This is a genomic window from Pseudomonas sp. 25 R 14, assembly GCF_900004755.1.
Classification (GTDB): domain Bacteria; phylum Pseudomonadota; class Gammaproteobacteria; order Pseudomonadales; family Pseudomonadaceae; genus Aquipseudomonas; species Aquipseudomonas brenneri.
The window spans coordinates 21611-45220 of record NZ_CVTS01000008.1; the positions used below are offsets into that span (position 1 = coordinate 21611).

The window sequence follows — 23610 nt, forward strand, 5'->3', positions numbered from 1 at the left end:
AGTTTTTCGCGAGCAAGCTCGCTCCTACAGTGGATCGGGTGTTTTCTTGAAGACGTAGAACAGGTTCGGCTCGCTGACCAGATACAGCGTGCCATCGTCATCCATGGCAATGCCCTCGGCCTGGGGCACGCGCTTTTTCAAGCCATGGCGCCCCTTGAGCAGCGACAGACTGCTCAAGGGGCGACCGTCGATATCCAGCTCCAACACCAAATACGACTCATCGGACAGCGCCAGCAGGTGGCCGCTGCGTTCGTCGTATTGCAGGCTGGACAGGTCGCGTACAAACAGCCCGGCATCGCGCCGGGGGTTGTTGACGACATGGACCGAGTAGGTTTTTTCCGGTTTGAAATGGGGAAAGCCGTGTACTTCGTAGATCAGCATCGGGTCCCGTTCCTTGGCGACAAACAGGCGCTTGCCCACCGAGTCATAGGCCAGCCCTTCAAACCCTTTATTGCCCTTGAGGTGCACACCCAGGGTCATCTGCTCGGCGTCGGCCGCGTCGAGAAACTGTGTGTCGTCCTCCAGGTGAATCTTGATCAGGCGCTGCTGGCGTTCATCGCTGACCACATAGGTGTTCTCGCTGATGAACTCCACCGCTTCGGCATCGCCAAAACCCACCAGATTAATCCGCCGCAGGATCTTGCCGTCCAGGGACAACTCGACCAGTTCGGCGTTTTGATTGGTCACGGTAAACAGGCTCTTGCGCACCGGATCAAAGGTCAGTGCCGAGACATCATCGTCGAGGCCGTCGATGACCTGCGCCTCCAGCACCACCTGATAATCCGCCAGGCCAATGGATCGCTCATCCGCCGGCTGACGCCAGGACTGCCAATTGAACCAGGCACGCTCGAATAAACGGAAATTCTGCGCAACCACTCCACCGCCGATCAGAGCGATCAACAACAGGATAAGAAGTGCAGGTTTGGGGCGGGCAAATCGGCGCATGGGGGCTGGCTCAAAGTCAAAACTGGCAAATGAATATCACAGCAGTCTGAATTTAAACTTAAACGCCCCTCACTGTCTGGCGAATGCCGCTCATAGGGAAAAATCCGACGTAATCAGTCGACTATTTCTGCTTCTCGAAACGATAGAACAGGTTTGGCTCACTGACCATGTACAGCGTACCGTTCTCGTCCATGGCCACGCCTTCGGCGCGTGGGATGGTGTCTTTCAGACCGTTGAAACCGCCGAGCACGGTCATGAAGCTGACTTGCTCACCCTTTTCGTCCAGCTCCAGCAGCAGATTGGAATCGGCGGACAGCACCAACAGGTGTCCGGTACGCGGATCGATGCTCAAGGCGGAAAGGTTGCGTATATCCAACTCGGTACTGGGCAATACCTGCTTGTCGCCCGTCAGGGCCTGACCGCCGTTGCTTTTCCAGGTGAACAACTGTGCTGGCCGCTCTTTGCCCAGGATCAGTTGTTGATTGCGTTTATCCCAGGCTGCGCCTTCAAACGCCTTGTTCTGATTCTCGGAAGGGCCCAGGTCATAGGTCGGGAAGTCCGCGAAAGCCAATTGGCGTGTGTCGGCATCCACCTTGACCAGGGTCAGGGAGTGCCGGCGCTCATCAACAATACCGAGCACGCCATTTTCCATCACCGTCACGCCTTCAGGGTTGCTCCAGCCGACCAGAGGCATTTTGCGCAGCACATCACCCTGCAGGCTGAGCTCCACCAGGAACGGGTTGCGCCCCATGACTGCGAACAAGGTTTTGGTCTGGGGGTTGTAGGCCAAGTCCGAAGCCTCGTCCTTTTCCATGCCGGGCAACGGTTTGGCGTCGATCACGGCCTGGTAGTCCGGAAGCCAGACACTTTCCTGGCGTTCAACCGGGGTTTCGAAACGTTCCAGCACCCATAACGCACCACGGTCATCCCAGTGCATCAACCAGGAGACCCCGTACATGAGCGCCCCGACCAGGAACAGCCAGGAGTACCAGCGCATCTTCAAGCGCGGACGAGGAGTGGGTTTCACAGAAGGGAGCGGCACGGCCATGGAGGCTTTCCAGATATTCAGCTGTAGGGGGAAGCCCAGGCGATATACGCCCGCGTGCCTTATGACTGGGGATTATCCGGATAACGTGTGAAAAAAATGCAAAACCCCGACTTGCGGATACACACCAATAAATCGTGGGAGCGGGCTTGCTCGCGATAACGGTCTATCAGTCGACATATTCGTTAACTGACAGTCCGTTATCGCGAGCAAGCCCGCTCCCACATTCGTTTAGCGCACGCTGCTTTCGAAGCGGCTCACGCCCGGCAGTTCCAGCACCAGCTCATCGCCCACATTCAGCGGGCCGACACCGGCTGGCGTACCGGTGAGGATCACATCACCGGCCTGCAGCGAGAAGCAGCCGGCCATGTGCTGGATCATCGGTACGATCGGGTTGAGCATATGCGAACTGTTGCCGTCCTGGCGCACCTGGCCATTGATGGTCAGGCGAATGCCGATATCGGCCAGGTCCGGGAACGTGCTGCCGACCACAAAGGGCGCGATCACTGCCGCACCATCGAAGGACTTGGCGATTTCCCACGGCAACCCCTTGGCCTTGAGCTCGGCCTGCTTGTCGCGCAGGGTCAGGTCCAGGGCCGGGGCGAAGCCGGAGATGGCATCCAGCACTTCTTCACGGCTCGGGGTTTTCGACAGGGGCTTGCCGATCAACACCGCGATTTCCGCTTCGTAATGCACCGAACCGCGCTCGGCCGGAATGGCAAAACCGCCTTCCAATGGCACCACGCAACTGCCCGGCTTGATAAACAGCAGCGGCTCGGTCGGCACCGGGTTATCCAGCTCCTTGGCGTGTTCGGCGTAGTTGCGCCCGATGCAAACCACTTTGCCCAGTGGAAAGTGGATGTTGGTGCCGTCGACGTACTTATGCTGATAGCTCATGGACCACTTCCTCTTTCGTGATGATTAAACAGCGAAGATCTTGCCCGGGTTCATGATCCCGTTCGGGTCGAACACGGCCTTCACCGCCTTCATATATTCGATTTCAACCGGGGAGCGGCTGTAGGTCAGGTAATCACGCTTGGTCATGCCCACGCCATGTTCGGCGGAGATCGAACCGTTGTACTTCTCGACGGTTTCAAACACCCACTTGTTGACGGTGGCGCACTTGGCGAAGAACTCATCCTTGGACAGGTTTTGTGGCTTGAGGATGTTCAAGTGCAGGTTGCCGTCACCAATGTGGCCGAACCAGACAATTTCGAAGTCTGGGTAATGTTCGCCGACGATCGCGTCGATTTCCTTCAAGAACGCCGGCACTTTCGACACGGTGACCGAGATGTCGTTCTTGTACGGCGTCCAGTGCGAGATGGTCTCGGAGATGTACTCACGCAGCTTCCACAGGTTGTGCAACTGGGTTTCGCTCTGGCTCATCACGCCATCCAGCACCCAGCCCTGTTCGACACAGTGCTCAAAGGTTTCCAGGGCGTGGTTGGCAACTTCTTCGGTGGTGGCTTCGAATTCCAGCAGGGCATAGAACGGGCAATCGGTCTCGAACGGCGCCGGCACGTCGCCACGGCCGAGGACTTTGGCCAGGGCCTTGTCGGAGAAGAACTCGAACGCCGTCAGATCCAGCTTGCTCTGGAACGCATGCAACACCGGCATGATCGAGTCGAAATCAGTCGTACCGAGGACCATGGCGGTCAGGTTCTTCGGCGCACGGTCCAGGCGCATGGTGGCTTCGACCACAAAACCCAGGGTGCCTTCGGCGCCGATAAACAGCTGGCGCATGTCGTAGCCGGTGGCGTTCTTGATCAGGTCGCGGTTGAGCTCCAGTACATCGCCCTTGCCGGTGACGACCTTCATGCCGGCCACCCAGTTGCGGGTCATGCCGTAGCGAATGACCTTGATCCCGCCGGCATTGGTGCCGATATTGCCGCCAATCTGGCTGGAGCCGGACGAAGCGAAGTCCACCGGGTAGTACAGGCCGTTTTCTTCGGCGGTGTTCTGCAATTGCTTGGTGACCACGCCCGGCTGGCACACGGCGGTGCGGTCGGTGAGGTTCACGTCGAGAATCTGGTTCATGTAGTCGAACGACACCACCACTTCGCCATTGGCGGCAACGGCAGCAGCCGACAGACCGGTACGCCCACCGGATGGCACCAGCGCCACCTTGTGTTCATTGGCCCAACGGACAATGGCCTGCACCTGCTCAATGGTCTTGGGGAAGACGATGGCGGTCGGCGCGGGGGCGAAGTGCTTGGTCCAATCCTTGCCGTAAGCCTCCAGGGAGTCTGCATCGGTCAGCACTTTGCCGGGCTCAACCAGGGTCTTTAGCTCATCAATCAGGGCAGGATGGGTCATCGACAGAACTCTCGAACAATTCATGGTCATCCTGAGAACGCTTCACGTCGCAGGAATGAGTGTTTAGCGGGGCGCGTATGCTAGCATACCGCCCCCGCAGGACAGAGCCCAAGGGCGTTTCTGCGGTGACGGCTTTCCTGCCGTCCGGGTCAGCTTGCGCTGCTCGATTCCCTGCCATTTTTCTCCGGGATACAGGTTTACGCAGATGAGCAAGACTTCTCTCGATAAGAGCAAGATCAAGTTCCTTCTTCTGGAAGGCGTCCACCCATCGGCCGTCGACGTCCTAAAGGCCGCCGGGTACACCAGCATTGAGTACATCACCAGTTCTCTGCCGGAATCCCAGCTCAAGGAAAAGATCGCCGACGCGCACTTTATCGGCATTCGCTCCCGCACCCAGCTGACCGAAGAGATCTTCGACCACGCCAAGAAGCTGGTGGCTGTCGGCTGTTTCTGCATCGGCACCAACCAGGTGGACCTCAATGCAGCGCGCGAGCGCGGTATCGCAGTGTTCAACGCCCCGTACTCCAACACCCGTTCCGTGGCGGAGCTGGTATTGGCCGAGGCCATCCTGTTGCTGCGCGGCATCCCTGAGAAGAACGCTTCCTGCCACCGTGGCGGCTGGATCAAGAGCGCGGCCAACTCCTTCGAAATCCGCGGCAAGAAGCTGGGTATCGTTGGTTACGGTTCGATCGGCACGCAATTGTCGGTACTGGCCGAAGGCCTGGGGATGCAGGTGTTCTTCTATGACACCCTGACCAAGCTGCCGCTGGGCAACGCCACCCAGGTGTCGAGCCTGACCGAGCTGCTGGGCATGTCCGATATCGTGACCCTGCACGTTCCGGAAACCGCTGAGACCCAGTGGATGATCGGCGAGAAGGAAATCCGCGCCATCAAGAAAGGCGGGATCCTGATCAACGCCGCACGCGGCACCGTGGTCGAACTGGATGCCCTGGCCGACGCGATCAAGGACAAGCACCTGATCGGCGCCGCCATCGACGTGTTCCCGGTGGAGCCACGCTCCAACGATGACATCTTCGAAAGCCCGCTGCGTGGCCTGGACAACGTGATCCTGACCCCGCACATCGGCGGCTCCACCGCTGAAGCCCAGGCCAACATCGGCCTGGAAGTGGCGGAAAAGCTGGTCAAGTACAGCGACAACGGTACGTCGGTGTCCTCGGTCAACTTCCCGGAGGTAGCCCTGCCGGCTCACCCTGGCAAGCACCGCCTGCTGCACATCCACCAGAACATCCCGGGTGTGATGATGGAGATCAACAAGGTATTCGCGGAAAACGGCATCAACATTTCCGGTCAATTCCTGCAGACCAACGAGAAGGTTGGCTACGTGGTGATCGACGTCGACGCCGAGTACTCGGACCTGGCGCAAGAGAAGCTGCAGCACATCAGCGGTACTATCCGTAGCCGCGTGTTGTTCTAAGGTTTCAGACGCACCACGAAGAAGGGAGCCCTGAGGGCTCCCTTTTTTTCGTCTGAACAAATCTTACTTGACGGTAACGGTGATCACTTTTGAGGCTACAGTAGGTTCAAACTGACGGTGAACGTTATCGCCCGCCACCAGTTGCAGGGTGTGCTTGCCCGGGGCCAGGGTCAGTTCGGTCTTGGTTTGTGCCTTGCCGAAGTGGATCACGGTATCGGTGGCTGGAATCGGCTGGCTTGGGTCAGGCAATGCCTTCTGATCAACCAGCAAGTGGTGATGGCCGGCACCTGGGACTTGTTTGTCGATAGGCTCAAGGTCCATGCCCTTGATGCCAAACTCAACGGTGAAGGTCTTGTCGACGGTAGCGCCATCCTTAGGCGAGACAATAAACACCTCAGCCCCCTTGGGCGCAGGTGTACGTGGGATATCGGCGGCTGACGCCAGCATGGAAGCTCCCAGCAAAAGACTGGCCAGGGTTGCACGAGACAAAATGGCTTTCATTAACTTCTCCAGTTTTTCTGTGAAATCTGTAGGGTTATGACAACTTAGTGACGAAACGTTGTCCAAGGCACTCGACACCATAGCAAAGCGAGCCTGAACCGCGTCTCGCACCTTCGAATTCTTTAGGAGTGACCATGCGCTTTTTGCCTGGCCTGTTACTTTTGCTGCCTCTTCTGAGCCCCTTGGCTCACGCCGAACTGTTCGACGACGTGTTTGACCGTGGGGAACTGCGCATTGCCCTCGAAGCCGATACGCCACCCTTCAACTTCAAGGAAGGCGACAAACTCACCGGCTTTGAAGTGGAGCTGGGTGAGTTGCTGGCGCGGGAAATGGACGTACGTGCCTCCTTTATCACCACCGACGACAGCGACTTGCTGCCCGGTGTAGAGAGCGGCAAGTACGACGTGGCGATTAACCATATCGCTGTGACTGCGCAACTGCAGGATCGTTTCGATTTCAGCGTGCCGTATAGCTATGCCAATGCCCAGATGCTTGCGAAAAAGCAACAAAAGCGTCTGCTGGGCAACCTCGACACCCTCACCAGCAGCCAATTTGCCGCCAAGCCCACCGAGGGTGTGGACCTGCGCAACCGTGTCGATGCCAAGGCCACGTTGACCCTGGCCATCCCGTTCCATAAGGGCAACCCGGCGTTCAAGTCGAGCCTGGACAAGGCGCTGGAGCGCATCAAGGCCGATGGACGGCTGGCGGCGCTGTCACAAAAGTGGCTGGAGGCCGACACCAGCAAACCCACCAAATAGGCTTGTGAGTGGGCTTTTGTGGGAGCGGGCTTGCTCGCTCCCACAAAAAGCCTGGTCCTAGATTGGATTTAGGTGGGGTTTGGGAGCTGGTCCAGGGCTACCACCGCCTCGGCCAACTCCAACTCGCTGAACACCTGCACCCCATGGCGCTTGAGCAACGCTGCCGTCACCCCTTCGCCCGTGACTTTCACCCCACTGAACGTGCCGTCATAAGTCAGCAGATTGCCGCATGAGGGGCTGTTGGCCTTGAGCACGGCGATGCGGATGCCATGGCGCTGCACCAGGGCCAGGGCCTGCCGCGCCCCATCGAGAAAGGCTTCGCTGAAGTCCTCGCCATCGGCAGTCAGCACTTGCGCACGACCTTCCCACACATCCATCCCCTGCCCGCCCGGAATCTCGGCAGAAGGGCGTGGCGTAGGCAGGCCGCCAGCGACTTCCGGGCACACCGCAACCACCCGGCCTTCGGCCTGCCAGGCGGCCAGTTGATCGAACGGCCCGCTGGCCCCGCCGTCATAACGTACGCGATGCCCCAGCAGGCAGCGGCTGACCAGAATCTTTTGCATGCTCAAAACGGCTCGTTGCCCCGCCGGCGAAACCAGCCGGTCAGGGACAGGCGCTCGCGATGGGCAGGCAGGACTTCGTGGGGTACTTCCCCCGACAGGAACACCACCAGGCACCCGCCGGTGGGGTCCACGTCGTGTTCGACGCCATCCTTGAGGTACATGCGTAACTGGCCGCCATGTTCGGGCAGCCAGTCCTGGTTCAGGTAGACCACCGCCGAGACCATGCGCCGGTCATCGTCGCGAAAACGGTCGAGGTGCTTGAGGTAGAACGCCCCCGGCGGGTACATCGCGAAGTGGCATTCAAACTCTTCCAGGCCCAGGAACAGCCCTCGGTTCATTGCCAGTCGCAGGCTGTCCATCAACAGCAGATAGCGATCGCAAATAGGCGCCTGGCCGGGCTCCAGCCATTGGATATGGTCGCCACGGATCCCCTCGCGAATCTCCTGGGCCGGCCCGCGTCCGACAGCGGCCGGTGCCAATTCACCTTCAACGGCACGTTTATGGCACTCAGCCGCCAGTTCCAGGGTCAGAGCCTCTGGCAGGAAGATGTTCTGCTGCGACCAACCTTTCACGGCCAGGTCGTCGACGATGCGTAGCAGCAGCGGGTCATCAGGGGATATTTGCATGGCGCGCATAGTATCCATACGCCTGGAAAACCGACAGCGCCGCCGAGCACCTAAATACACTTTAGTCAGGCAACTGATAGGACTTCTCGACAAATCCTACGCCCGACACGGACAATAGTGGCCGACTGACAGGAGTCCATATGCGTCGTTTGTTTTTATCCTTGCTGATGTTCTGCGTGTTGCCCGCCTGGGCAGACAGCCATGACCAGTTGTACACGGTCGCCGGCTGGCCGCAACAACGTGCGCATTTCAGTGACGCCTTGAGTGCCGCCCAGCAGCGCTACCGCAACAGCTTGCCGCCGGCGGTGTACCAGGCGCTGGTGGACAACAGCAATAAACGCTTCGCCCCCAAGGCCATGGATCAGCGGGCTGAAGCCCAGTTGCGCCAGAACCTGGCCGATCCAAAACCCGCGCTGGCGTTTTTCCAGTCGCCTCTGGGGCGCAAGATTGTCGCCGCCGAATTGCTGGCGACCCGCCGTGACCAGTTGGCCAAGAATGCCCAGGGCTTGCCACAGATCCAGGCCGACGCCACCCGCAGCCTGATCATCGGCCACCTGGCCCAGGCCCTGCCCGCCCGCGAAGCCGGGGCCGAGGTCAGCCTGGCGATTGCTGGCGTGGCAGCAGACAGCCTGAGCCAGATGATCCCCGGTCTGTTGGGCGGCGGTCAGGCGCAGAGTATGTTGAACGGTCAGCGCGAGCGCTTGATGCAGCAGATCGGCAATGACCTGAACAACACCTTGTTGTATGTGTATCGGGACTTGTCAGACCCGGAGCTGGAAGAGTTCGCCACGTTTGCCGAGTCACCGCAAGGCAAGGCGTATTACCAAGCGGCGCTGGCAGCGATCCGTGCCGGCCTGGCGGTCGGCCAAAGCACCTCCAGCCTGGCCCCCTGACGCCCCTCCCCCTGTAGGAGCGAGCTTGCTCGCGAAAAACTCAAGGACGCCGCGTCTAACCAGGCAGCGCGCGTTATCGTTGACGTTCTTCGCGAGCAAGCTCGCTCCTACAGGGGTGCAGGGTTATTTCAGGTGGTCGGTGAGGAACTTGAAGTATTGCTCGCGGATTTCAGGCAATTCATTTGCCAAGTGATGCCGCCCACGCGGCAACATCAGGATCTGTGGCTGATCGAACTTGCCGCGCAGCACCTGCAAGTTGTGCTGCCAATCCACGGTCATATCCTCCTCGCCCTGCACGATCAGTGGCCGTCGTGTGCTGCGTGGCGCAGCTTCGATGCGTTTGATCCAGCGCGCCAACGCGCCCACCCAGGCGGTGGGCAGTTGCCGGGGCTGCAAGGGGTCAGCTTCGAGGAACGGGCGGAACGCCGGGTCATTGCTGTTATCGCTGAAACGCCGGGCGATGCCTTTGACGAACGGCTTGAGCAGGTAATAACTGAGCTGCGACCAGCCCCAGGCCCGCGGCCGCACCAGCGGCGACAACAGGAAAGTCTGGCCTTGCGCCGGGCTGCCTGCGCCATGGTTGAGCAGATGATCCACCACAATCGCCCCGCCGGTGCTTTGCCCGAACAGATGCCAGGGCTTGGGCAGTTGCAGCGCGTCGGCCTGTTCGAACAAGCCGCTCACCACCCGCTGGTACACCGCAAAATCATCGATGCTGGCACGCACGCCGCTGGACAGGCCATGGCCCGGCAAGTCGCAGGCAATCACTACGAAACCCTGGTCCAGGCCCCACTCCACCACGCTGCGGTACAGTCCCATGTGGTCGTAGAAACCGTGGAACATAAACAGTGTGGCCACCGGTTTCGCCGGCCACCAGACCTGGCTGACCACCTCGAACCCATCCACCTCGAAGCGCCCCAGGCGACTGACCGCAGGCTCTTTGCGCGCGGCCAGGTCCAGCCCATAGAAGCGCTGGTAGACCCTGGCTTCGGCCGAAAGCGACTGCGCGTCCACCAGGGGCCGCAAGCTTTCGCGCAAATGATCGGGGTCAAAGGTAACGGGCATAAGAACTTCCAGACTAGGGCTTCACAGCCCTGACAGATGAATATCGAGTCGCGATATTCATCTGTCAGGGCAAGCATGGCAAGCTACGCGACCTTCGAGGATTGCTCTGAATGCGAAAACCCTACCGCACCGCCCTGCTCGCCAGCCTGATCATGCTGATCTGCGCCGCCGTTCTGTGGGCCGCGTATGACTGGTTCCAGGGCCGCTACCTGCGGGCATTCAGCGCACACACGGCGGTGTTTTCCGGCGACCCATTGCGCCTGCCCGACGAGCTCGCAGGCCCCGGCCCGATCCGCCTGGTGCACTTCTGGGACCCGGCCTGCCCGTGCAATGTCGGCAATCAACAACACCTCAGTGAACTGATCGAGCAATACGCGCCCCTGGGCGTGGAATTCTATGCCCTGCAAAAAGCCGGCAGCCACGGCCAATTGCCCACCACCCTTGGCGCCATGAAAGTCCTCAATGCCCTGCCCGGCGCCAATCAGGTGCCCGCCAGCCCGGCAGTCGGCATCTGGGATCGCAACGGTAAACTGGCGTATTTCGGGCCGTACAGCGAAGGGCTGACCTGTAATTCAAGCAACAGTTTTATCGAACCGATCCTGCAGGCACTCCAGGGCGGGCGCACGGTGAACGCGACCCACACCCTGGCGGTTGGCTGCTATTGTTCCTGGCCAGAAGGTTCGTAGCTCTTCTAAAGTAGCCCCACGTCTAATAATAAGGATTGTTCATGAAGCGCGTCGTGTCGGGTCTCGCGGCCCTGCTGGTGCTGATCGCCCTCGGCGCCGGCTGGTATGTCTACAGCAAGCAACCCACCCGCCAGGGCACCGTGGAGCTGGCCAACCTGCAAGGTTCGGTCACGGTGCGTTACGACGACCGTGGCGTGCCGCATATCCGCGCCGAGAACGAGGCTGACCTGTATCGTGCCCTGGGTTATGTACACGCCCAGGACCGCCTGTTCCAGATGGAAATCATGCGGCGCCTGGCCCAGGGCGAGCTGGCCGAAGTGCTGGGCGCCAAGTTGCTGGACACCGACAAACTGTTCCGCACCCTGCGCATCCGCGAGCGCGCCGCCACCTACGCGGCGCAGATGGACCGCCAGTCACCGCACTGGAAGGCCCTGCAAGCCTATCTGGACGGGATCAACCAATATCAGGACAACCACGCCAGCCCCATGGAGTTTGACGTACTGGGCATCCCCAAGCGGCCGTTCACCGCTGAAGACACCATCAGCATCGCCGGCTACCTGGCCTACAGCTTTGCTGCAGCCTTTCGCACAGAACCGTTGCTGACTTATGTGCGAGACCAACTGGGCAGCGACTACCTGAAGGTGTTTGACCTCGACTGGAAAGCCAAGGGCGACCTCGGCCTGACCGCCGGTGACTGGCAAGACCTCGACGCCATCGCCCGCCTCAGTGAGCAGGCCCTGGCCGACAACGGCCTGCCGCAGTTCGAAGGCAGCAACGCCTGGGCCATCAGCGGCAATCGCACCAAGAGCGGCAAGCCGTTGCTGGCGGGCGACCCGCATATCCGTTTCTCGGTGCCGTCGGTGTGGTACGAGGCGCACCTCTCGGCGCCCGGCTTCGAACTCTATGGCTATCACAATGCGTTGGTGCCGGTGGCGTTCCTGGGGCACAACAAAGCGTTTGGCTGGAGCCTGACGATGTTCCAGAACGACGACCTCGACCTGATCGCCGAGAAGGTCAACCCGGATAATCCCAACCAGGTGTGGTACCGCGGCCAGTGGGTCGATATGACCAGCAGCGAACAGCATATCGCCGTCAAGGGCCAGGCCCCGGTGACGTTGACCCTGCGCCGCTCGCCCCACGGCCCGATCATCAACGACGTACTCGGAGCCAACGCCGGCAAGACACCGATTGCCATGTGGTGGGCGTTCCTCGACACCGAAAACCCGATCCTCGACGGGTTCTACCAACTCAACCGCGCCGACACGCTGGCCAAGGCGCGCACGGCGGCCGCCAAGGTGCATGCGCCGGGACTCAACATCGTGTGGGCCAATGCCAAGGGCGATATCGGCTGGTGGGCAGCCGCGCAGTTGCCGATCCGCCCGGCGGGTGCCAATGCCGGGTTTATCCTCGACGGCAGCACGCCTCAGGCTGACAAGCTGGGCTTCTACCCGTTCAGCGCCAACCCCCAGGAAGAAAACCCGGCGCGTGGTTATGTGGTCTCGGCCAATGCCCAGCCGGTATCGCCCACCGGCATGCAGATCCCCGGCTATTACAACCTGGCGGATCGTGGCCAGCAGCTAAACGCGCAGTTGAGCGACAACCAGGTCAAGTGGGACCTGGACAACAGCCAGGCCCTGCAACTGGGCACCACCACCGCCTACGGGCCCCGCCTGCTGGCGCCGCTGTTGCCGGTGCTGCGTGAGGTGGTCAAGGATCCGTCCGAGCTCAAACTGGTGGAGCAACTGGCCACGTGGAAAGGTGACTACCCGGTGGAGTCGATCCCGGCCACCGTGTTCAACCAGTTGCTGTATGACCTGACAGACGCGGCCTTTCGCCCCAAGTTGGGTGACGACATGTTCAAGACCCTGATCACCACTCGCGTGATCGACGCCGCCCTGCCACGCCTGGCCGCCGCCGCGGACTCGCCGTGGTGGAACGGGCAGCGCACCGAGACCGTCAAGCGCGCCTGGGACAAGAGCCTGGCCCATCTGAAAACCACCTTCGGCGATGACCCGACCCAATGGCAGTGGGGCAAGGCGCACACCCTGACCCACGGCCATCCACTGGGTATCAAGAAGCCGTTGGACCAGATCGTCAATGTCGGCCCGTTTGCCTCACCGGGCAGCCACGAAGTGCCGAACAACCTGTCCGCAATCATTGGCCCGGCGCCATGGCCGGTGACTTATGGTCCGTCTACCCGGCGCCTGGTCGACTTCGCCGACGCCGCCCACGCACTGACCATCAACCCGGTCGGGCAAAGCGGCGTGCCGTTCGACAAGCACTATGCCGACCAGGCCGAGACCTACATCGAGGGCGGGTACGAGCAAGCGCATTTTGATGAAGAAGAGGTCCAGGCCAATACTCGCGGCACCCTCAAGCTGTTGCCGGCCCGCCCCCCACAACAGCCCTGACGAAACACCATCAAAAATGTGGGAGCGGCGGTGCGACGATTCGACTTGCTCGCCCCCACAGTTTTAATCTGCGTTGCGCATTCGACCGGGTGCCTGGCCATACGCCTCCTTGAACTTCTTGCTGAACGCCGCCTGGGATTGATAACCCACCCGGGCCGCGATATCCGTCAGGCTCAACCGCGACTGCTGCAACAGGTTGAACGCCAGCTCCATGCGCAACTGGGTCAGCAACACCCACGGCGATACGCCCGCCACTTTGACAAACGCGCGCATGAACGTGGCCCGGGACATCGACGCTGCGCCGGCCAGGCTGTCGATGGTCCAGTCATGCCCGGGCTCGGCCAGCATCGCCTGCCAGGCGCGGCCCAGGCGTTTGTCGGTGAGCAAGGCAAACGTCCCCGCCAACGGCGCTTGTTGTGCCAGCCAGGTGCGCACCAGCAAAGTGAACAGGGCCACCGACAGCGCATCGATGAACGACCGCGCACCGAGCCGCTCGCCATCCGCTTCGCTGCGCATCAGCGCAATCAGGGCCGCCAGTTGCCCATCGGCCTGCCATTGCCGGCTGGACACCACCAGATACGCCGGCAAGGCCGCGAACAGCAACGACTGGCGGTTGTAGTGAAAGCTGCCACAGAGCATCTCCACCTCCGGCTGATCGCCACCCAGGCGATGCACCTTGAGGACACCGTCGTCGATCACCCTGGGTAACATCGCTGGCACCGTCGCGCCCTGGCTGCGCAACAGGTGAGTCGCACCGCCGGGCAGCAGCAGGATGTCGCCCTCTTCCAGGGTCACTCGTTGCCCGCCCGAAAGCTCGGCGTGGCAGGTGCCACTGAGCACAATGTGATACGGCGCCACGCCCAGGGATTCGGGCGCATGGTCCAGGGCCCAGTCGCCCTGGAACTGGCAACGTACATCGAGGCTGCCGCGCAGGTTGGCCATGGTGATCAGGGTGTCGATAGCGTTCATTTGCGAATATCGGTCAAAAAGTTGAGCGGATCGAACAATACCGCCAAACCCGGACGGAACACACTGGCTTCACACCCAACCCGTTCAGGAGTTATCGCAATGTTCAATAACTGGTCCGACTTGCTGCCTACCGTGAAGAAAGCCTTTGGCACACTGGGCAAGAGCAACCCGAAGATGGTCAAAGCCTACATGGCGCTTGGCGAAGCCGCCGAGGAAAACAACGTCCTGGATGCCAAGACCCGCGAACTGATCTCGATTGCAGTGGCGATCACCACTCGCTGCGACGGTTGCATCGGCGTGCATGCCGACGCCGCGATCAAGGCCGGCGCCACCCGCGAAGAAGTCGCCGCAACCTTGGCCACTGCCATCTCACTGAATGCCGGCGCCGCCTACATCTACTCGCTGCGCGCGCTGGAAGCCTACGACACGCTTAAACCGGCGCCGCAAAGTTGAGCCGAAACTGCTGCGGCGTCACGCCCAGCCGGCGGTTGAACACACTGCGCAGGTGCTGGGCATCACGAAAGCCGCATTGATAGGCCACGGTCTTGAGCGGCGCGCTGCTGCTTTCGAGCATCACCCGCGCCGCATCCACCCGCGCCCGCTCGACAAATTCTGCCGGGGTGATTCGCGCCTCACGGGCAAATACCCGCGAGAAGTTGCGCGCACTCATGTTGGCTGCGCGGGCCAGGTCGGCAATGCCCAGGTCGCCGGTCAGGTTCGCCAGCACGTACAACTGCACCTGCGCCACGGCCGAGGAAGATTCGGCATGGGGTGTCAGGAACGGACTGAACTGTGACTGCCCGCCGCTACGCTGGGTAAACACCACCAGGCGCTTGGCCACGCTCAAGGCCACTTCCGGGCCGTGGTCCTGGGCCAGCAGGTACAACGACAGATCGATGCCCGCCGTGACCCCGGCCGAGGTGTAGAGGTTGGCGTCTTGCACGTACAGGCGGTCGGCGTCGACCTGGGTCGAGGGGCACAGGCGCGCCAGATCCGCCGCGTCACCCCAGTGCGTGGTGACCGTGCGCCCCTCCAGCAAACCGGCGCGCGCGAGCATGAACGCGCCATTGCAAATCGAGCCGAAACGCCGAGCCCTGGCGCTGGCGCCTTGCAACCACTGATTGAACGCCGGGCCGAAATCCTCGAAGGGCAACTGCGGGCCACCGGCTACCAACAACAGGTCATAGGCTTGCAGCGCATCGCTGTAATGGATATGGGCCTGCAATGACAGACCGTTGGAGCAGGCAATGTTGCCCTGGACCTGGCCGATGACTTCGAGCTGGTAATGATCCGCAGGCGCCAGGAAGCGATTGGCCTCGCAGAACACGTCCATGGGACCGGTCACATCCAGTGACTGGACGCCGGGGAAGATCAGGATGGCGACGGTTTTGTGCATGGATGGCACACCTTTCTATCGGAATAAACGAAGAAACATTTGGATTGTTGCAGGCTTCAAGCGATAGCAGTGCCTGCTACACCCTAGCCGATTTCACGTGGCACGATGTGACCGCACATTGGCCGGGATCGCATCCTCACCGCGATGGCCCTCGCGCACAGGCGCGACCAAACTGGACTCATCAGCGCCAACCCGGCGCCTTCTTGAGGATCATGACCATGAGCACCACCATCGCCGGTATCAAAATCCCCGACAGCGCCCTGGCCAAGGCTACCACCGAGTACATCCGCGACATTGAATCCGACCTGCTCTACCACCACTCCCGCCGGGTGTTCCTGTTCGGCGCGCTCAGCGGTGAACGCAAGCAACTGGCCTACAACCCGGAGCTGCTCTACGTCGGCGCGATGTTCCACGATCTGGGCCTGGTGGCAGGCCATCGCAGCGACAACGAACGCTTTGAAGTAGACGGTGCCAACGCTGCCGCCGACTTTCTCAAGCCCTACGGTTTAAGCGACGACGATATCGAGCAGGTGTGGCTGTCCATCGCCCTGCACACCACCCCTGGCGTGCCCCAGCACCTGCGCCCCACTGTCGCGCTGGTCACGGCCGGTGTGGAGATGGATGTGCTGGGCATGGACTACGCCGCCTTTAGCCACGTGCAGCGCGAAGCGGTGGTGCATGCGCATCCACGGGGCGAAGGGTTCAAGGAGTGCATCATCTGTGCGTTTGCCGACGGCTTGCGCCATCGCCCGCAGACCACGTTTGGCAACGTGAAGACCGATGTGTTGGTGGATCAGGAACCGGGGTTCAAGCCGATGAACTTTGTCGAGGTGATTCGCCAGTCGCCGTGGACTGCCTAATCAACTTGAAATGCAATCAAGTGTGGGAGCTGGCTTGCCTGCGATAGCGGTGGTTCAGTCACCTCTTCAGTGACTGACACTCAGCTATCGCAGGCAAGCCAGCTCCCACATTTTTAGACCGGTGCGGGCGCGCGGCGCACGTCCGGCTGTTTCCAGCCATCCGCTGCCGCTTCTTCGATGGCTTGCTGGATCGCCTTCTTGCGCCGCTCTTCCGCGCGACGGCTGAAGTACCACACCAGGAACGTCACCAGCGACACCGCCAGCAGAATCAGGCTGGCCACGGCGTTGATCTCGGGTTTGACCCCAAGGCGCACCGCCGAGAACACTTCCATCGGCAAGGTAGTCGAACCCGGGCCCGAGACGAAGCTGGCCAGAACCAAATCATCCAGCGACAACGCGAACGACATCATGCCGCCCGCCGCTAACGATGGCGCGATCATCGGGATGGTGATCAGGAAGAACACCTTCCACGGCCGCGCACCCAGGTCCATGGCCGCTTCTTCGATCGACAGGTCCAGCTCACGCAGGCGCGCCGACACCACCACCGCCACGTACGCCGCACAGAACGTGGTGTGGGCGATCCAGATGGTGACGATGCCACGCTCCTGGGGCCAACCGATCATCTGCGCCATGGCCACGAACAGCAGCAACAGCGACAGACCGGTGATCACTTCCGGCATCACCAGCGGCGCCGTCACCAGGCCGCCGAACAGCGTGCGGCCCTTGAACTGGCTGATACGCGTCAGCACAAACGCCGCCAACGTACCCAACGCCACCGCAGCCACCGCCGTGTAGCAGGCGATTTCCAGGGAGCGGGCCACCGAGCCCATCAACTGGGTGTTGTCCAGCAGGCCCACGTACCACTTGATCGACCAGCCGCCCCACACCGTCACCAGTTTCGATTCGTTGAACGAATAGATCACCAGGATCAGCATCGGCAGGTAGATGAACAGCAGCCCTACGACCAGCATGAAGCTGGAGAAACTGAAGCGCTTCATACCTTGCCCTCCATCTCTTTGGCTTGGCTGCGGTTAAACAGAATGATTGGCACGATCAGGATCGCCAGCATCACCACCGCCAGGGCAGACGCCACCGGCCAGTCGCGGTTGTTGAAGAACTCTTGCCACAACACTTTACCGATCATCAGGGTTTCCGGGCCGCCCAGCAGTTCCGGGATCACGAACTCGCCCACCACCGGGATGAACACCAGCATGCAGCCGGCGATGATGCCGTTCTTGGACAGCGGCACGGTGATTTTCCAGAAGCTGTTGAAGGTGCTCGAACCCAGGTCCGAGGCCGCTTCCAGCAGGCTCTGGTCATGTTTGACCAGGTTGGCGTACAGCGGCAGGATCATGAACGGCAGGTACGAATAGACCACGCCGATATACACCGCGATGTTGGTGTTGAGGATCTGCAACGGTTCGTTGATCAACCCCATGGACATCAGGAAGCCATTGAGCAAGCCGTTGTTGCTGAGGATGCCCATCCACGCGTACACGCGGATCAGGATCGCGGTCCAGGTCGGCATCATGATCAGCAGCACCAGCACGGTCTGCATCTCTTTGCGCGCACTGGCGATGGCGTAGGCCATCGGGTAGCCGATCAGCAGGCAGAGCGCCGTGCTGAAAAACGCCATCTTCAGCGAGCCCAGGTAGGCGGCGATGTACAACTCGTCGCCGGCCAGCAGGCTGTAGTTGGCCAGGTTGAGCACCACCTCCAGCTTCTGCTCGATGTAGGTATAGATCTCGGTGTAGGGCGGGATCGCCACGTCGGCTTCGGCAAAGCTGATCTTCAGGACGATGAAGAACGGTAGCATGAAGAACATGAACAGCCACAGGAATGGAATCCCGATGACCACCTGTTTGCCGCTGGGAATTATTCGGTGCAGTCGCCGTTTGAATTTCTTCATGTTCATGAGCGAAGTACCACGCCGCTGTCGTCTTCCCACCACACGTAGACCTGGTCACCCCAGGTCGGTCGCGCGCCACGGCGTTCGGCGTTGGCGACGAAGGACTGCACCAGCTTGCCGCTCGGCAGTTCAACGTAGAACACAGAGTGGCCGCCCAGGTAGGCAATGTCATGCACCTTGCCGCTGGACCAGTTGTGCTCGCAGGTCGGCATTTCGGTGGTGACCAGCAGCTTTTCCGGGCGGATGGCGTAGGTCACCGACTTGTCTTCCACCGAAGTGGCGATGCCATAACCCACGTAGATATCGCGGTCCAGGTCGGCGCACTTGAGCACCGCATGGCCTTCGGCGTCATCCACCACCACGGTGTCGAAGATGTTGACGTTGCCGATAAACTCGCACACCAGACGGCTGGTGGGGGTTTCGTAGATGTCGATCGGGCTGCCGATCTGCGCGATCCAGCCCAGGTGCATGATTGCGATGCGCTCGGCCATGGTCATGGCCTCTTCCTGATCGTGGGTCACCATCACACAGGTCACGCCGACGCGCTCGATGATTTCCACCAGCTCCAGTTGCATCTGCGAGCGCAGCTTCTTGTCCAGGGCGCCCATCGGCTCATCGAGCAGCAGCAGTTTCGGGCGCTTGGCCAGGGAACGGGCCAATGCCACGCGCTGACGCTGGCCGCCAGACAGCTGGTGCGGCTTGCGCTTGGCGTACTGGCTCATCTGCACCAGCTTGAGCATCTCGGCCACACGGGCCTCGACCTCGGCCTTGGGAATCTTGTCCTGTTGCAGGCCGAAGGCGATGTTCTGCGCCACCGTCATGTGTGGGAACAAGGCGTAGGACTGGAACATCATGTTGATCGGCCGCTCGTAGGGCGGCATGTCGGTGATATCCACACCGTCGAGGAAAATCCGCCCTTCGGTCGGGCGCTCGAAACCTGCGAGCATACGCAGCAAGGTGGACTTGCCCGAACCCGAACCGCCGAGCAAGGCAAAGATCTCGCCTTTCTTGATTTCCAGGGACACATCGTCCACGGCAATCGTCTCGTCGAACTTCTTCGTGACCCGGTCGATTTTGACCAACACCTTTTTCGGTGTCTGGTCGCCCTCGAGGGCTTTCTTATAGGCGCCGGAGGCAACTGCCATTTACGAAACTCCCAAAAAAAAGAGTGCAGAACGTCCAATACGGACGAACCTTGGATAATTTGAGCCTTACTTGCCCGTCTTGACCTTGGTCCAGCTACGGGTCATCAAGCGTTGCACTTTCGGGGGTAGCTCGAAGTTGACAAACGTCCGGTCGAGAACCGCCTGCGGTGGATAAACCGCTTCGTCGGTGCGTATCGATTGCTCCATCAGCGTGTCCGCCCCTGGGTTAGGGTTGGCGTAGCCGACGTAATCACTGACCTGAGCGATCACTTCAGGTTGCAGTAAATAGTTGATGAAGGCATGGGCCTCTTTGACGTTGGTCGAGTCCTTGGGGATCGCCAGTACGTCAAACCACAGGTTGCCGCCTTCTTTCGGAATCGCGTAGGCGATGTTCACGCCTTTGCCGGCCTCGGCCGCGCGGGCCTTGGCCTGGAACACATCGCCGGAGAACCCGGCGGCCACGCAGATATTGCCGTTGGCCAGGTCCGAGATGTATTTGGATGAGTGGAAGTAGGTCACGTAGGGACGCACTTTCAGCAGTTTTTCCTCGGCTTTCTTGTAGTCCGCCGGGTTGGTGCTGTTAGGGTCCAGGCCCATGTAGTTGAGTACCGCCGGCAGCATTTCATCGGCCGAGTCCATGAAGGACACACCGCAACTGGCCAGCTTCTTCATGTTTTCCGGCTCGAACAGCACAGCCCAGGAGTCGATCTTGTCGACGCCCAGCACTTCCTTCACTTTATCGACGTTGTAGCCGATGCCGTTGGTGCCCCACAGGTAAGGCACGGCGTATTGGTTGCCCGGATCGTTCTTTTCCAGGCGCTTGAGCAGCGCCGGGTCGAGATTGGCGTAGTTGCTCAGCAACGACTTGTCGATCTTCTGGAACGCACCGGCCTTGATCTGCTTGCCCAGGAAGTGGTTGGACGGCACCACCACGTCATACCCGGTGCGCCCGGCCAGCAACTTGCCTTCCAGGGTTTCGTTGGAGTCGAACACGTCGTAGACGGGCTTGATGCCAGTGGCCTTTTCAAAGTTGGCCAGAGTGTCGGGGCCGATATAGTCCGACCAGTTATAAACATGCACGGTGGAAGCTGCCTGCACGCTGACTGCCAACGTGAGGCCTGCCCCAACCAGCAAGGCTTTGCGAAATAAAGAAATTGGCAAGTGGAGGTCCTCTTAAATAGTTGGGCCCGAAGTTGTTGCCCGGCAACAAAACCGGCGCGCAACTTACCCTCGATAAACCGATCCGGCAAAACTTTCTGTCATTTAATTTTTTGTAGGAGCGAGCTTGCTCGCGAAGGTCGTCAACGATAACGCGGGGCATCAGGCACCCCGCGGCGCATTTGAGTTTTTCGCGAGCAAGCTCGCTCCTACAGATTCGTGCTTATTTACCCGATTTGATCTTGGTCCAGCTGCGCGTCAGCAGACGCTGGGTCGCGGCTGGCAGATCGCTGATTGCATACAGCTTGGCCTTCACATCATCCGATGGATAGATACTCGGATCGCCCGAGATATCCTTGTTCACCAGCGGCGTGGCAGCCTTGTTACCGTTCGGGAAACGTACGCTGTTGGTGATGGCGGCCATGACTTCAGGCTTCATCAGGTAGTTCATGAACTGGTAGGCGGCGTCCAGGTTCTCGGCATCTTTAGGGATGGCGACCATGTCATAGAAGCTGCCTGCACCTTCCTTGGGAATGGCGTAGGAAACCTTGACCTTGCCACCGGCTTCAGCCGCGCGGGACTTGGATTGTTCCAGGTCACCCGAGTAACCCACGGCCACGCAGATGTTGCCGTTGGCAAGGTCGGAAATGTACTTGGAGGAGTGGAAGTAGCCCACCGAAGGACGGATCTTGAGGAACAGCGCTTCGGCTTCAGCCAGCTGTTTCTTGTCCTGGCTGTCGGTCGGGTAACCCAGGTAATGCAGGGCCACCGGGATCATTTCGGTCGGCGAGTCGAGGAAGCTCACGCCACAGCTTTTGAGTTTTTCGATGTTCTCGGGCTTGAACAGCACGTCCCACGAGTCGATCTTGTCGACGCCCAGCGCGGCCTTGACCTTGTCCGGGTTGTAGCCGATGCCGATGGTGCCCCACATGTAGGGGAATGCATATTTGTTGCCTTTGTCACTGGCATCGCCCACGGCCTTGAGCAGGTCGGTATCGAGGTTTTTCCAGTTTGGCAGCTTGGACTTGTCCAGCTCCTGGTACACACCGGCCTTGATCTGCTTGGCCAGGAAGTTGTTCGACGGTACGACGATGTCGTAGCCGGACTTGCCCGCCAACAGCTTGGCTTCCAGGGTTTCGTTGCTGTCAAAAACGTCGTACACCACCTTGATGCCAGACTCTTTCTCAAAGTTGGCGACGGTGTCCGGTGCAATGTAGTCGGACCAGTTGTAGACGTGCAGCACTTTGTCGGCAGCCTGGGCCGTGCCGGCCATTGCGCCCATCAGGGACAAGGCCAGGAGGGTCTTGCCAGCGTTCTTCAAACCTAATGCCTTCATTCGGTCATGCTCCAATTTTTCTTTTTTGGGCCACATCTTTCTACGTTTCATGGCCCGTCGAAGGGCGACAAAACAGGGCGACAGTCTGGCAAGTTCAGGGGCCGGCTTTCAACCAAAGCCCCGCATTTATCATTGCCCGAATGCAACAGCCGCAAGCCGCTGCATTCTGAGCCTAGCACTTAGCCCTGCAATGCCGCCAAAGTCAGGTCCAGGCACTGGCGAGCCTTGGTCACCAGCTCGTCAATCTCGGCCTTGCTGATCACCAGCGGCGGCGAAATGATCATGGTGTCGCCCACGGCGCGCATGATCAGGCCATTCTCGAAGCAGAAGGTGCGGCAGATCATCCCCACGCCTTTGCCTTCATAACGCTTGCGCGTGGCCTTGTCCTGCACCAGCTCGATCGCACCCAACATGCCGACACCACGTACTTCGCCCACCAACGGATGATCCGCCAGCTCGCGTAGACGCTTTTGCAAATACGGTGCCGTTTCGTCATGGACGCGGCTGACAATTTTTTCATCGCGCAGGATGCGGATGTTTTCCAGCGCCACCGCAGCCGCCACCGGGTGCCCGGAGTAGGTGAAACCGTGGTTGAAATCGCCCCCTTCGTTGAGCACCGCCACCACTTCGTCGCGCACGATCAGGCCGCCCATGGGGATGTAGCCCGAGGTCAGGCCCTTGGCGATGGTCATCATGTCTGGCGTCAGATCGTAGAAATCGCTACCGAACCACTCACCGGTACGGCCAAAGCCACAGATCACTTCGTCGGCGACAAACAGGATGTCGTACTTGGCGAGGATTTCCTTGATGCGCGGCCAGTAGGTCGCTGGCGGCACGATCACGCCACCGGCACCCTGGATCGGCTCGGCAATAAAGGCACCGACGTTGTCCACGCCGACTTCCAGAATTTTCTCTTCCAGTTGATTGGCAGCCCAGACCCCGAACTCTTCAGGGCTCATGTCGCCGCCTTCACCGAACCAGTACGGCTGCGCGATATGCACGATACCCGGGATCGGCAAGTCGCCTTGCTCGTGCATATACGTCATGCCGCCCAGGCTCGCGCCGGCCACGGTGGAGCCGTGGTAGCCGTTCTTGCGGCTGATGATGGTTTTCTTGGTCGGCTGGCCCTTGATCGCCCAGTAGTGGCGAACCATGCGCAACATCGTGTCGTTGCCTTCGGAGCCGGAGCCAGTGAAGAACACATGGTTCATGCCGGCCGGGGCGATATCGGCGATGGCCTTGGCCAGCTCCAGCACCGGCGGGTGGGCGGTCTGGAAGAACAGGTTGTAGTAAGGCAGTTGTTTCATCTGCTTGGCGGCGGCGTCGGCCAGTTCATCGCGACCGTAACCGATGGCCACGCACCACAGGCCGGCCATGCCGTCGAGGATCTTGTTGCCTTCACTGTCCCACAGGTAAACGCCCTTGGCGTTGGTGATGATGCGCGGGCCTTTTTCTTTCAATTGCTTGAAGTCGCTGAACGGCGCCAGGTGGTGATCGTTGCTCAGGGCTTGCCATTCACGGGTTTGCGGGTTGTTGCTGGACATACCAATCTCCAAAAGTAGCAGGTGAGGGTGCGGCGCATCCCGGCCGCAC

At 60.4% G+C, this 23610-nt stretch carries 23 protein-coding genes and 1 pseudogene; 8 read left to right on the forward strand and 16 right to left on the reverse strand.

Annotation, left to right across the window (positions count from 1 at the left end; translation table 11 throughout):
• Window positions 1–24: 24 nt before the first annotated feature.
• The 4 genes from BFQ03_RS01035 to BFQ03_RS01050 form a co-directional block, all read right to left on the reverse strand.
• Complete coding sequence (locus BFQ03_RS01035) at window positions 25–945, reverse strand: SdiA-regulated domain-containing protein (protein WP_065942332.1); 921 nt, start codon at window positions 943–945, stop codon at window positions 25–27.
• A 121-nt stretch (window positions 946–1066) separates the two neighbouring features.
• A complete protein-coding gene (locus BFQ03_RS01040) occupies window positions 1067–1993 on the reverse strand; it encodes an SdiA-regulated domain-containing protein (RefSeq protein ID WP_032858877.1) in 927 nt (308 codons plus the stop codon).
• A gap of 228 nt (window positions 1994–2221) precedes the next feature.
• Window positions 2222–2887 carry a fumarylacetoacetate hydrolase family protein gene (locus tag BFQ03_RS01045; RefSeq protein ID WP_032858880.1) on the reverse strand — a complete coding sequence of 222 codons (666 nt, stop codon included), beginning with the start codon at window positions 2885–2887 and terminating at the stop codon, window positions 2222–2224.
• Window positions 2888–2911: 24 nt separating this feature from the next.
• Window positions 2912–4306, reverse strand: a complete 1395-nt coding sequence (locus tag BFQ03_RS01050; protein ID WP_065942333.1) for an FAD-binding oxidoreductase — start codon at window positions 4304–4306, stop codon at window positions 2912–2914.
• Between the two features lie 205 nt (window positions 4307–4511).
• Between BFQ03_RS01050 and serA the strand changes: the two genes are divergently transcribed.
• Entirely contained in the window at window positions 4512–5741 is a 1230-nt protein-coding gene (gene serA / locus BFQ03_RS01055) for a phosphoglycerate dehydrogenase (RefSeq protein WP_029289418.1), read from the forward strand.
• Window positions 5742–5804: 63 nt separating this feature from the next.
• On the opposite strand, the gene BFQ03_RS01060 is transcribed toward serA, so the two are convergent.
• Entirely contained in the window at window positions 5805–6242 is a 438-nt protein-coding gene (locus BFQ03_RS01060) for a DUF4399 domain-containing protein (protein WP_032858882.1), read from the reverse strand.
• Window positions 6243–6376: 134 nt separating this feature from the next.
• Here BFQ03_RS01060 and BFQ03_RS01065 point away from each other — a divergent pair, with 134 nt between their 5' ends.
• Window positions 6377–7000, forward strand: a complete 624-nt coding sequence (locus tag BFQ03_RS01065) for a transporter substrate-binding domain-containing protein (protein ID WP_032858883.1) — start codon at window positions 6377–6379, stop codon at window positions 6998–7000.
• A gap of 68 nt (window positions 7001–7068) precedes the next feature.
• Here the strand turns inward: BFQ03_RS01065 and BFQ03_RS01070 are convergent, their stop codons facing one another.
• Together BFQ03_RS01070 and BFQ03_RS01075 are read right to left on the reverse strand one after the other, a co-directional pair.
• Complete coding sequence (locus BFQ03_RS01070; protein ID WP_065942334.1) at window positions 7069–7563, reverse strand: 2-thiouracil desulfurase family protein; 495 nt, start codon at window positions 7561–7563, stop codon at window positions 7069–7071.
• Window positions 7564–7565: 2 nt separating this feature from the next.
• A complete protein-coding gene (locus tag BFQ03_RS01075; protein ID WP_032858887.1) occupies window positions 7566–8198 on the reverse strand; it encodes a 2OG-Fe(II) oxygenase in 633 nt (210 codons plus the stop codon).
• A 131-nt stretch (window positions 8199–8329) separates the two neighbouring features.
• Here BFQ03_RS01075 and BFQ03_RS01080 point away from each other — a divergent pair, with 131 nt between their 5' ends.
• Entirely contained in the window at window positions 8330–9082 is a 753-nt protein-coding gene (locus BFQ03_RS01080) for a DUF2059 domain-containing protein (protein WP_032858889.1), read from the forward strand.
• 123 nt (window positions 9083–9205) lie between these two features.
• Here the strand turns inward: BFQ03_RS01080 and BFQ03_RS01085 are convergent, their stop codons facing one another.
• A complete protein-coding gene (locus tag BFQ03_RS01085) occupies window positions 9206–10147 on the reverse strand; it encodes a phospholipase BipL (RefSeq protein ID WP_065942335.1) in 942 nt (313 codons plus the stop codon).
• A 110-nt stretch (window positions 10148–10257) separates the two neighbouring features.
• Here BFQ03_RS01085 and BFQ03_RS01090 point away from each other — a divergent pair, with 110 nt between their 5' ends.
• Window positions 10258–10833, forward strand: coding sequence for a DUF6436 domain-containing protein (locus BFQ03_RS01090; protein WP_032858891.1), 576 nt, complete (start codon window positions 10258–10260; stop codon window positions 10831–10833).
• 41 nt (window positions 10834–10874) lie between these two features.
• Window positions 10875–13244, forward strand: a complete 2370-nt coding sequence (locus BFQ03_RS01095; protein ID WP_032858892.1) for a penicillin acylase family protein — start codon at window positions 10875–10877, stop codon at window positions 13242–13244.
• A 63-nt stretch (window positions 13245–13307) separates the two neighbouring features.
• Here BFQ03_RS01095 and BFQ03_RS01100 read toward each other — a convergent pair whose 3' ends face one another.
• Complete coding sequence (locus tag BFQ03_RS01100; RefSeq protein ID WP_032858893.1) at window positions 13308–14213, reverse strand: AraC family transcriptional regulator; 906 nt, start codon at window positions 14211–14213, stop codon at window positions 13308–13310.
• Window positions 14214–14312: 99 nt separating this feature from the next.
• Here BFQ03_RS01100 and BFQ03_RS01105 point away from each other — a divergent pair, with 99 nt between their 5' ends.
• Entirely contained in the window at window positions 14313–14666 is a 354-nt protein-coding gene (locus BFQ03_RS01105; RefSeq protein ID WP_028618364.1) for a carboxymuconolactone decarboxylase family protein, read from the forward strand.
• On the opposite strand, the gene BFQ03_RS01110 is transcribed toward BFQ03_RS01105, so the two are convergent.
• Window positions 14644–15609: a GlxA family transcriptional regulator gene (locus tag BFQ03_RS01110; protein WP_032858897.1), complete on the reverse strand. Its 966-nt coding sequence runs from the start codon at window positions 15607–15609 to the stop codon at window positions 14644–14646. The genes BFQ03_RS01105 and BFQ03_RS01110 overlap by 23 nt on opposite strands.
• Window positions 15610–15827: 218 nt before the next feature.
• Here BFQ03_RS01110 and BFQ03_RS01115 point away from each other — a divergent pair, with 218 nt between their 5' ends.
• Window positions 15828–16469, forward strand: a complete 642-nt coding sequence (locus tag BFQ03_RS01115; protein WP_032858898.1) for an HD domain-containing protein — start codon at window positions 15828–15830, stop codon at window positions 16467–16469.
• Between the two features lie 113 nt (window positions 16470–16582).
• On the opposite strand, the gene BFQ03_RS01120 is transcribed toward BFQ03_RS01115, so the two are convergent.
• The 4 genes from BFQ03_RS01120 to BFQ03_RS01135 form a co-directional block, all read right to left on the reverse strand.
• Window positions 16583–17467, reverse strand: a complete 885-nt coding sequence (locus BFQ03_RS01120; protein WP_029289445.1) for an ABC transporter permease subunit — start codon at window positions 17465–17467, stop codon at window positions 16583–16585.
• On the reverse strand, window positions 17464–18345 hold the full coding sequence (locus tag BFQ03_RS01125; RefSeq protein WP_169991605.1) for an ABC transporter permease subunit: 882 nt from the start codon (window positions 18343–18345) through the stop codon (window positions 17464–17466). The genes BFQ03_RS01120 and BFQ03_RS01125 overlap by 4 nt, the downstream gene beginning before the upstream one ends.
• A 35-nt stretch (window positions 18346–18380) precedes the next feature.
• Window positions 18381–19523, reverse strand: coding sequence for an ABC transporter ATP-binding protein (potA, locus tag BFQ03_RS01130; protein ID WP_029289449.1), 1143 nt, complete (start codon window positions 19521–19523; stop codon window positions 18381–18383).
• Window positions 19524–19589: 66 nt separating this feature from the next.
• A complete protein-coding gene (locus BFQ03_RS01135; protein WP_032858901.1) occupies window positions 19590–20684 on the reverse strand; it encodes a polyamine ABC transporter substrate-binding protein in 1095 nt (364 codons plus the stop codon).
• Window positions 20685–20808: 124 nt separating this feature from the next.
• Here BFQ03_RS01135 and BFQ03_RS30450 point away from each other — a divergent pair.
• Window positions 20809–20907, forward strand: a pseudogene (locus BFQ03_RS30450) (outer membrane lipoprotein carrier protein LolA); the annotation flags it as partial.
• On the opposite strand, the gene BFQ03_RS01140 reads toward BFQ03_RS30450, so the two are convergent.
• Together BFQ03_RS01140 and BFQ03_RS01145 are read right to left on the reverse strand one after the other, a co-directional pair.
• Window positions 20905–22017, reverse strand: coding sequence for a polyamine ABC transporter substrate-binding protein (locus BFQ03_RS01140; protein ID WP_032858964.1), 1113 nt, complete (start codon window positions 22015–22017; stop codon window positions 20905–20907). The pseudogene BFQ03_RS30450 and the gene BFQ03_RS01140 overlap by 3 nt on opposite strands.
• 179 nt (window positions 22018–22196) lie before the next feature.
• Entirely contained in the window at window positions 22197–23561 is a 1365-nt protein-coding gene (locus tag BFQ03_RS01145) for an aspartate aminotransferase family protein (RefSeq protein WP_065942336.1), read from the reverse strand.
• Window positions 23562–23610: the final 49 nt, after the last annotated feature.

Excerpts from the sequence above, each read along its gene's own strand:
- BFQ03_RS01060 (WP_032858882.1), bottom strand. The coding sequence starts at position 6,242 with ATGAAAGCCATTTTGTCTCGTGCAACCCTGGCCAGTCTTTTGCTGGGA.
- BFQ03_RS01090 (WP_032858891.1), top strand. The coding sequence starts at position 10,258 with ATGCGAAAACCCTACCGCACCGCCCTGCTCGCCAGCCTGATCATGCTG.
- BFQ03_RS01045 (WP_032858880.1), bottom strand. The coding sequence starts at position 2,887 with ATGAGCTATCAGCATAAGTACGTCGACGGCACCAACATCCACTTTCCA.
- BFQ03_RS01100 (WP_032858893.1), bottom strand. The coding sequence starts at position 14,213 with ATGAACGCTATCGACACCCTGATCACCATGGCCAACCTGCGCGGCAGC.
- BFQ03_RS01050 (WP_065942333.1), bottom strand. The coding sequence starts at position 4,306 with ATGACCCATCCTGCCCTGATTGATGAGCTAAAGACCCTGGTTGAGCCC.
- BFQ03_RS01115 (WP_032858898.1), top strand. The coding sequence starts at position 15,828 with ATGAGCACCACCATCGCCGGTATCAAAATCCCCGACAGCGCCCTGGCC.
- BFQ03_RS01075 (WP_032858887.1), bottom strand. The coding sequence starts at position 8,198 with ATGCGCGCCATGCAAATATCCCCTGATGACCCGCTGCTGCTACGCATC.
- BFQ03_RS01080 (WP_032858889.1), top strand. The coding sequence starts at position 8,330 with ATGCGTCGTTTGTTTTTATCCTTGCTGATGTTCTGCGTGTTGCCCGCC.
- potA (WP_029289449.1), bottom strand. The coding sequence starts at position 19,523 with ATGGCAGTTGCCTCCGGCGCCTATAAGAAAGCCCTCGAGGGCGACCAG.
- BFQ03_RS01120 (WP_029289445.1), bottom strand. The coding sequence starts at position 17,467 with ATGAAGCGCTTCAGTTTCTCCAGCTTCATGCTGGTCGTAGGGCTGCTG.
- BFQ03_RS01095 (WP_032858892.1), top strand. The coding sequence starts at position 10,875 with ATGAAGCGCGTCGTGTCGGGTCTCGCGGCCCTGCTGGTGCTGATCGCC.
- BFQ03_RS01065 (WP_032858883.1), top strand. The coding sequence starts at position 6,377 with ATGCGCTTTTTGCCTGGCCTGTTACTTTTGCTGCCTCTTCTGAGCCCC.
- BFQ03_RS01035 (WP_065942332.1), bottom strand. The coding sequence starts at position 945 with ATGCGCCGATTTGCCCGCCCCAAACCTGCACTTCTTATCCTGTTGTTG.
- BFQ03_RS01110 (WP_032858897.1), bottom strand. The coding sequence starts at position 15,609 with ATGCACAAAACCGTCGCCATCCTGATCTTCCCCGGCGTCCAGTCACTG.
- BFQ03_RS01145 (WP_065942336.1), bottom strand. The coding sequence starts at position 23,561 with ATGTCCAGCAACAACCCGCAAACCCGTGAATGGCAAGCCCTGAGCAAC.
- BFQ03_RS01040 (WP_032858877.1), bottom strand. The coding sequence starts at position 1,993 with ATGGCCGTGCCGCTCCCTTCTGTGAAACCCACTCCTCGTCCGCGCTTG.
- BFQ03_RS01105 (WP_028618364.1), top strand. The coding sequence starts at position 14,313 with ATGTTCAATAACTGGTCCGACTTGCTGCCTACCGTGAAGAAAGCCTTT.
- BFQ03_RS01070 (WP_065942334.1), bottom strand. The coding sequence starts at position 7,563 with ATGCAAAAGATTCTGGTCAGCCGCTGCCTGCTGGGGCATCGCGTACGT.
- BFQ03_RS01140 (WP_032858964.1), bottom strand. The coding sequence starts at position 22,017 with ATGAAGGCATTAGGTTTGAAGAACGCTGGCAAGACCCTCCTGGCCTTG.
- BFQ03_RS01085 (WP_065942335.1), bottom strand. The coding sequence starts at position 10,147 with ATGCCCGTTACCTTTGACCCCGATCATTTGCGCGAAAGCTTGCGGCCC.
- serA (WP_029289418.1), top strand. The coding sequence starts at position 4,512 with ATGAGCAAGACTTCTCTCGATAAGAGCAAGATCAAGTTCCTTCTTCTG.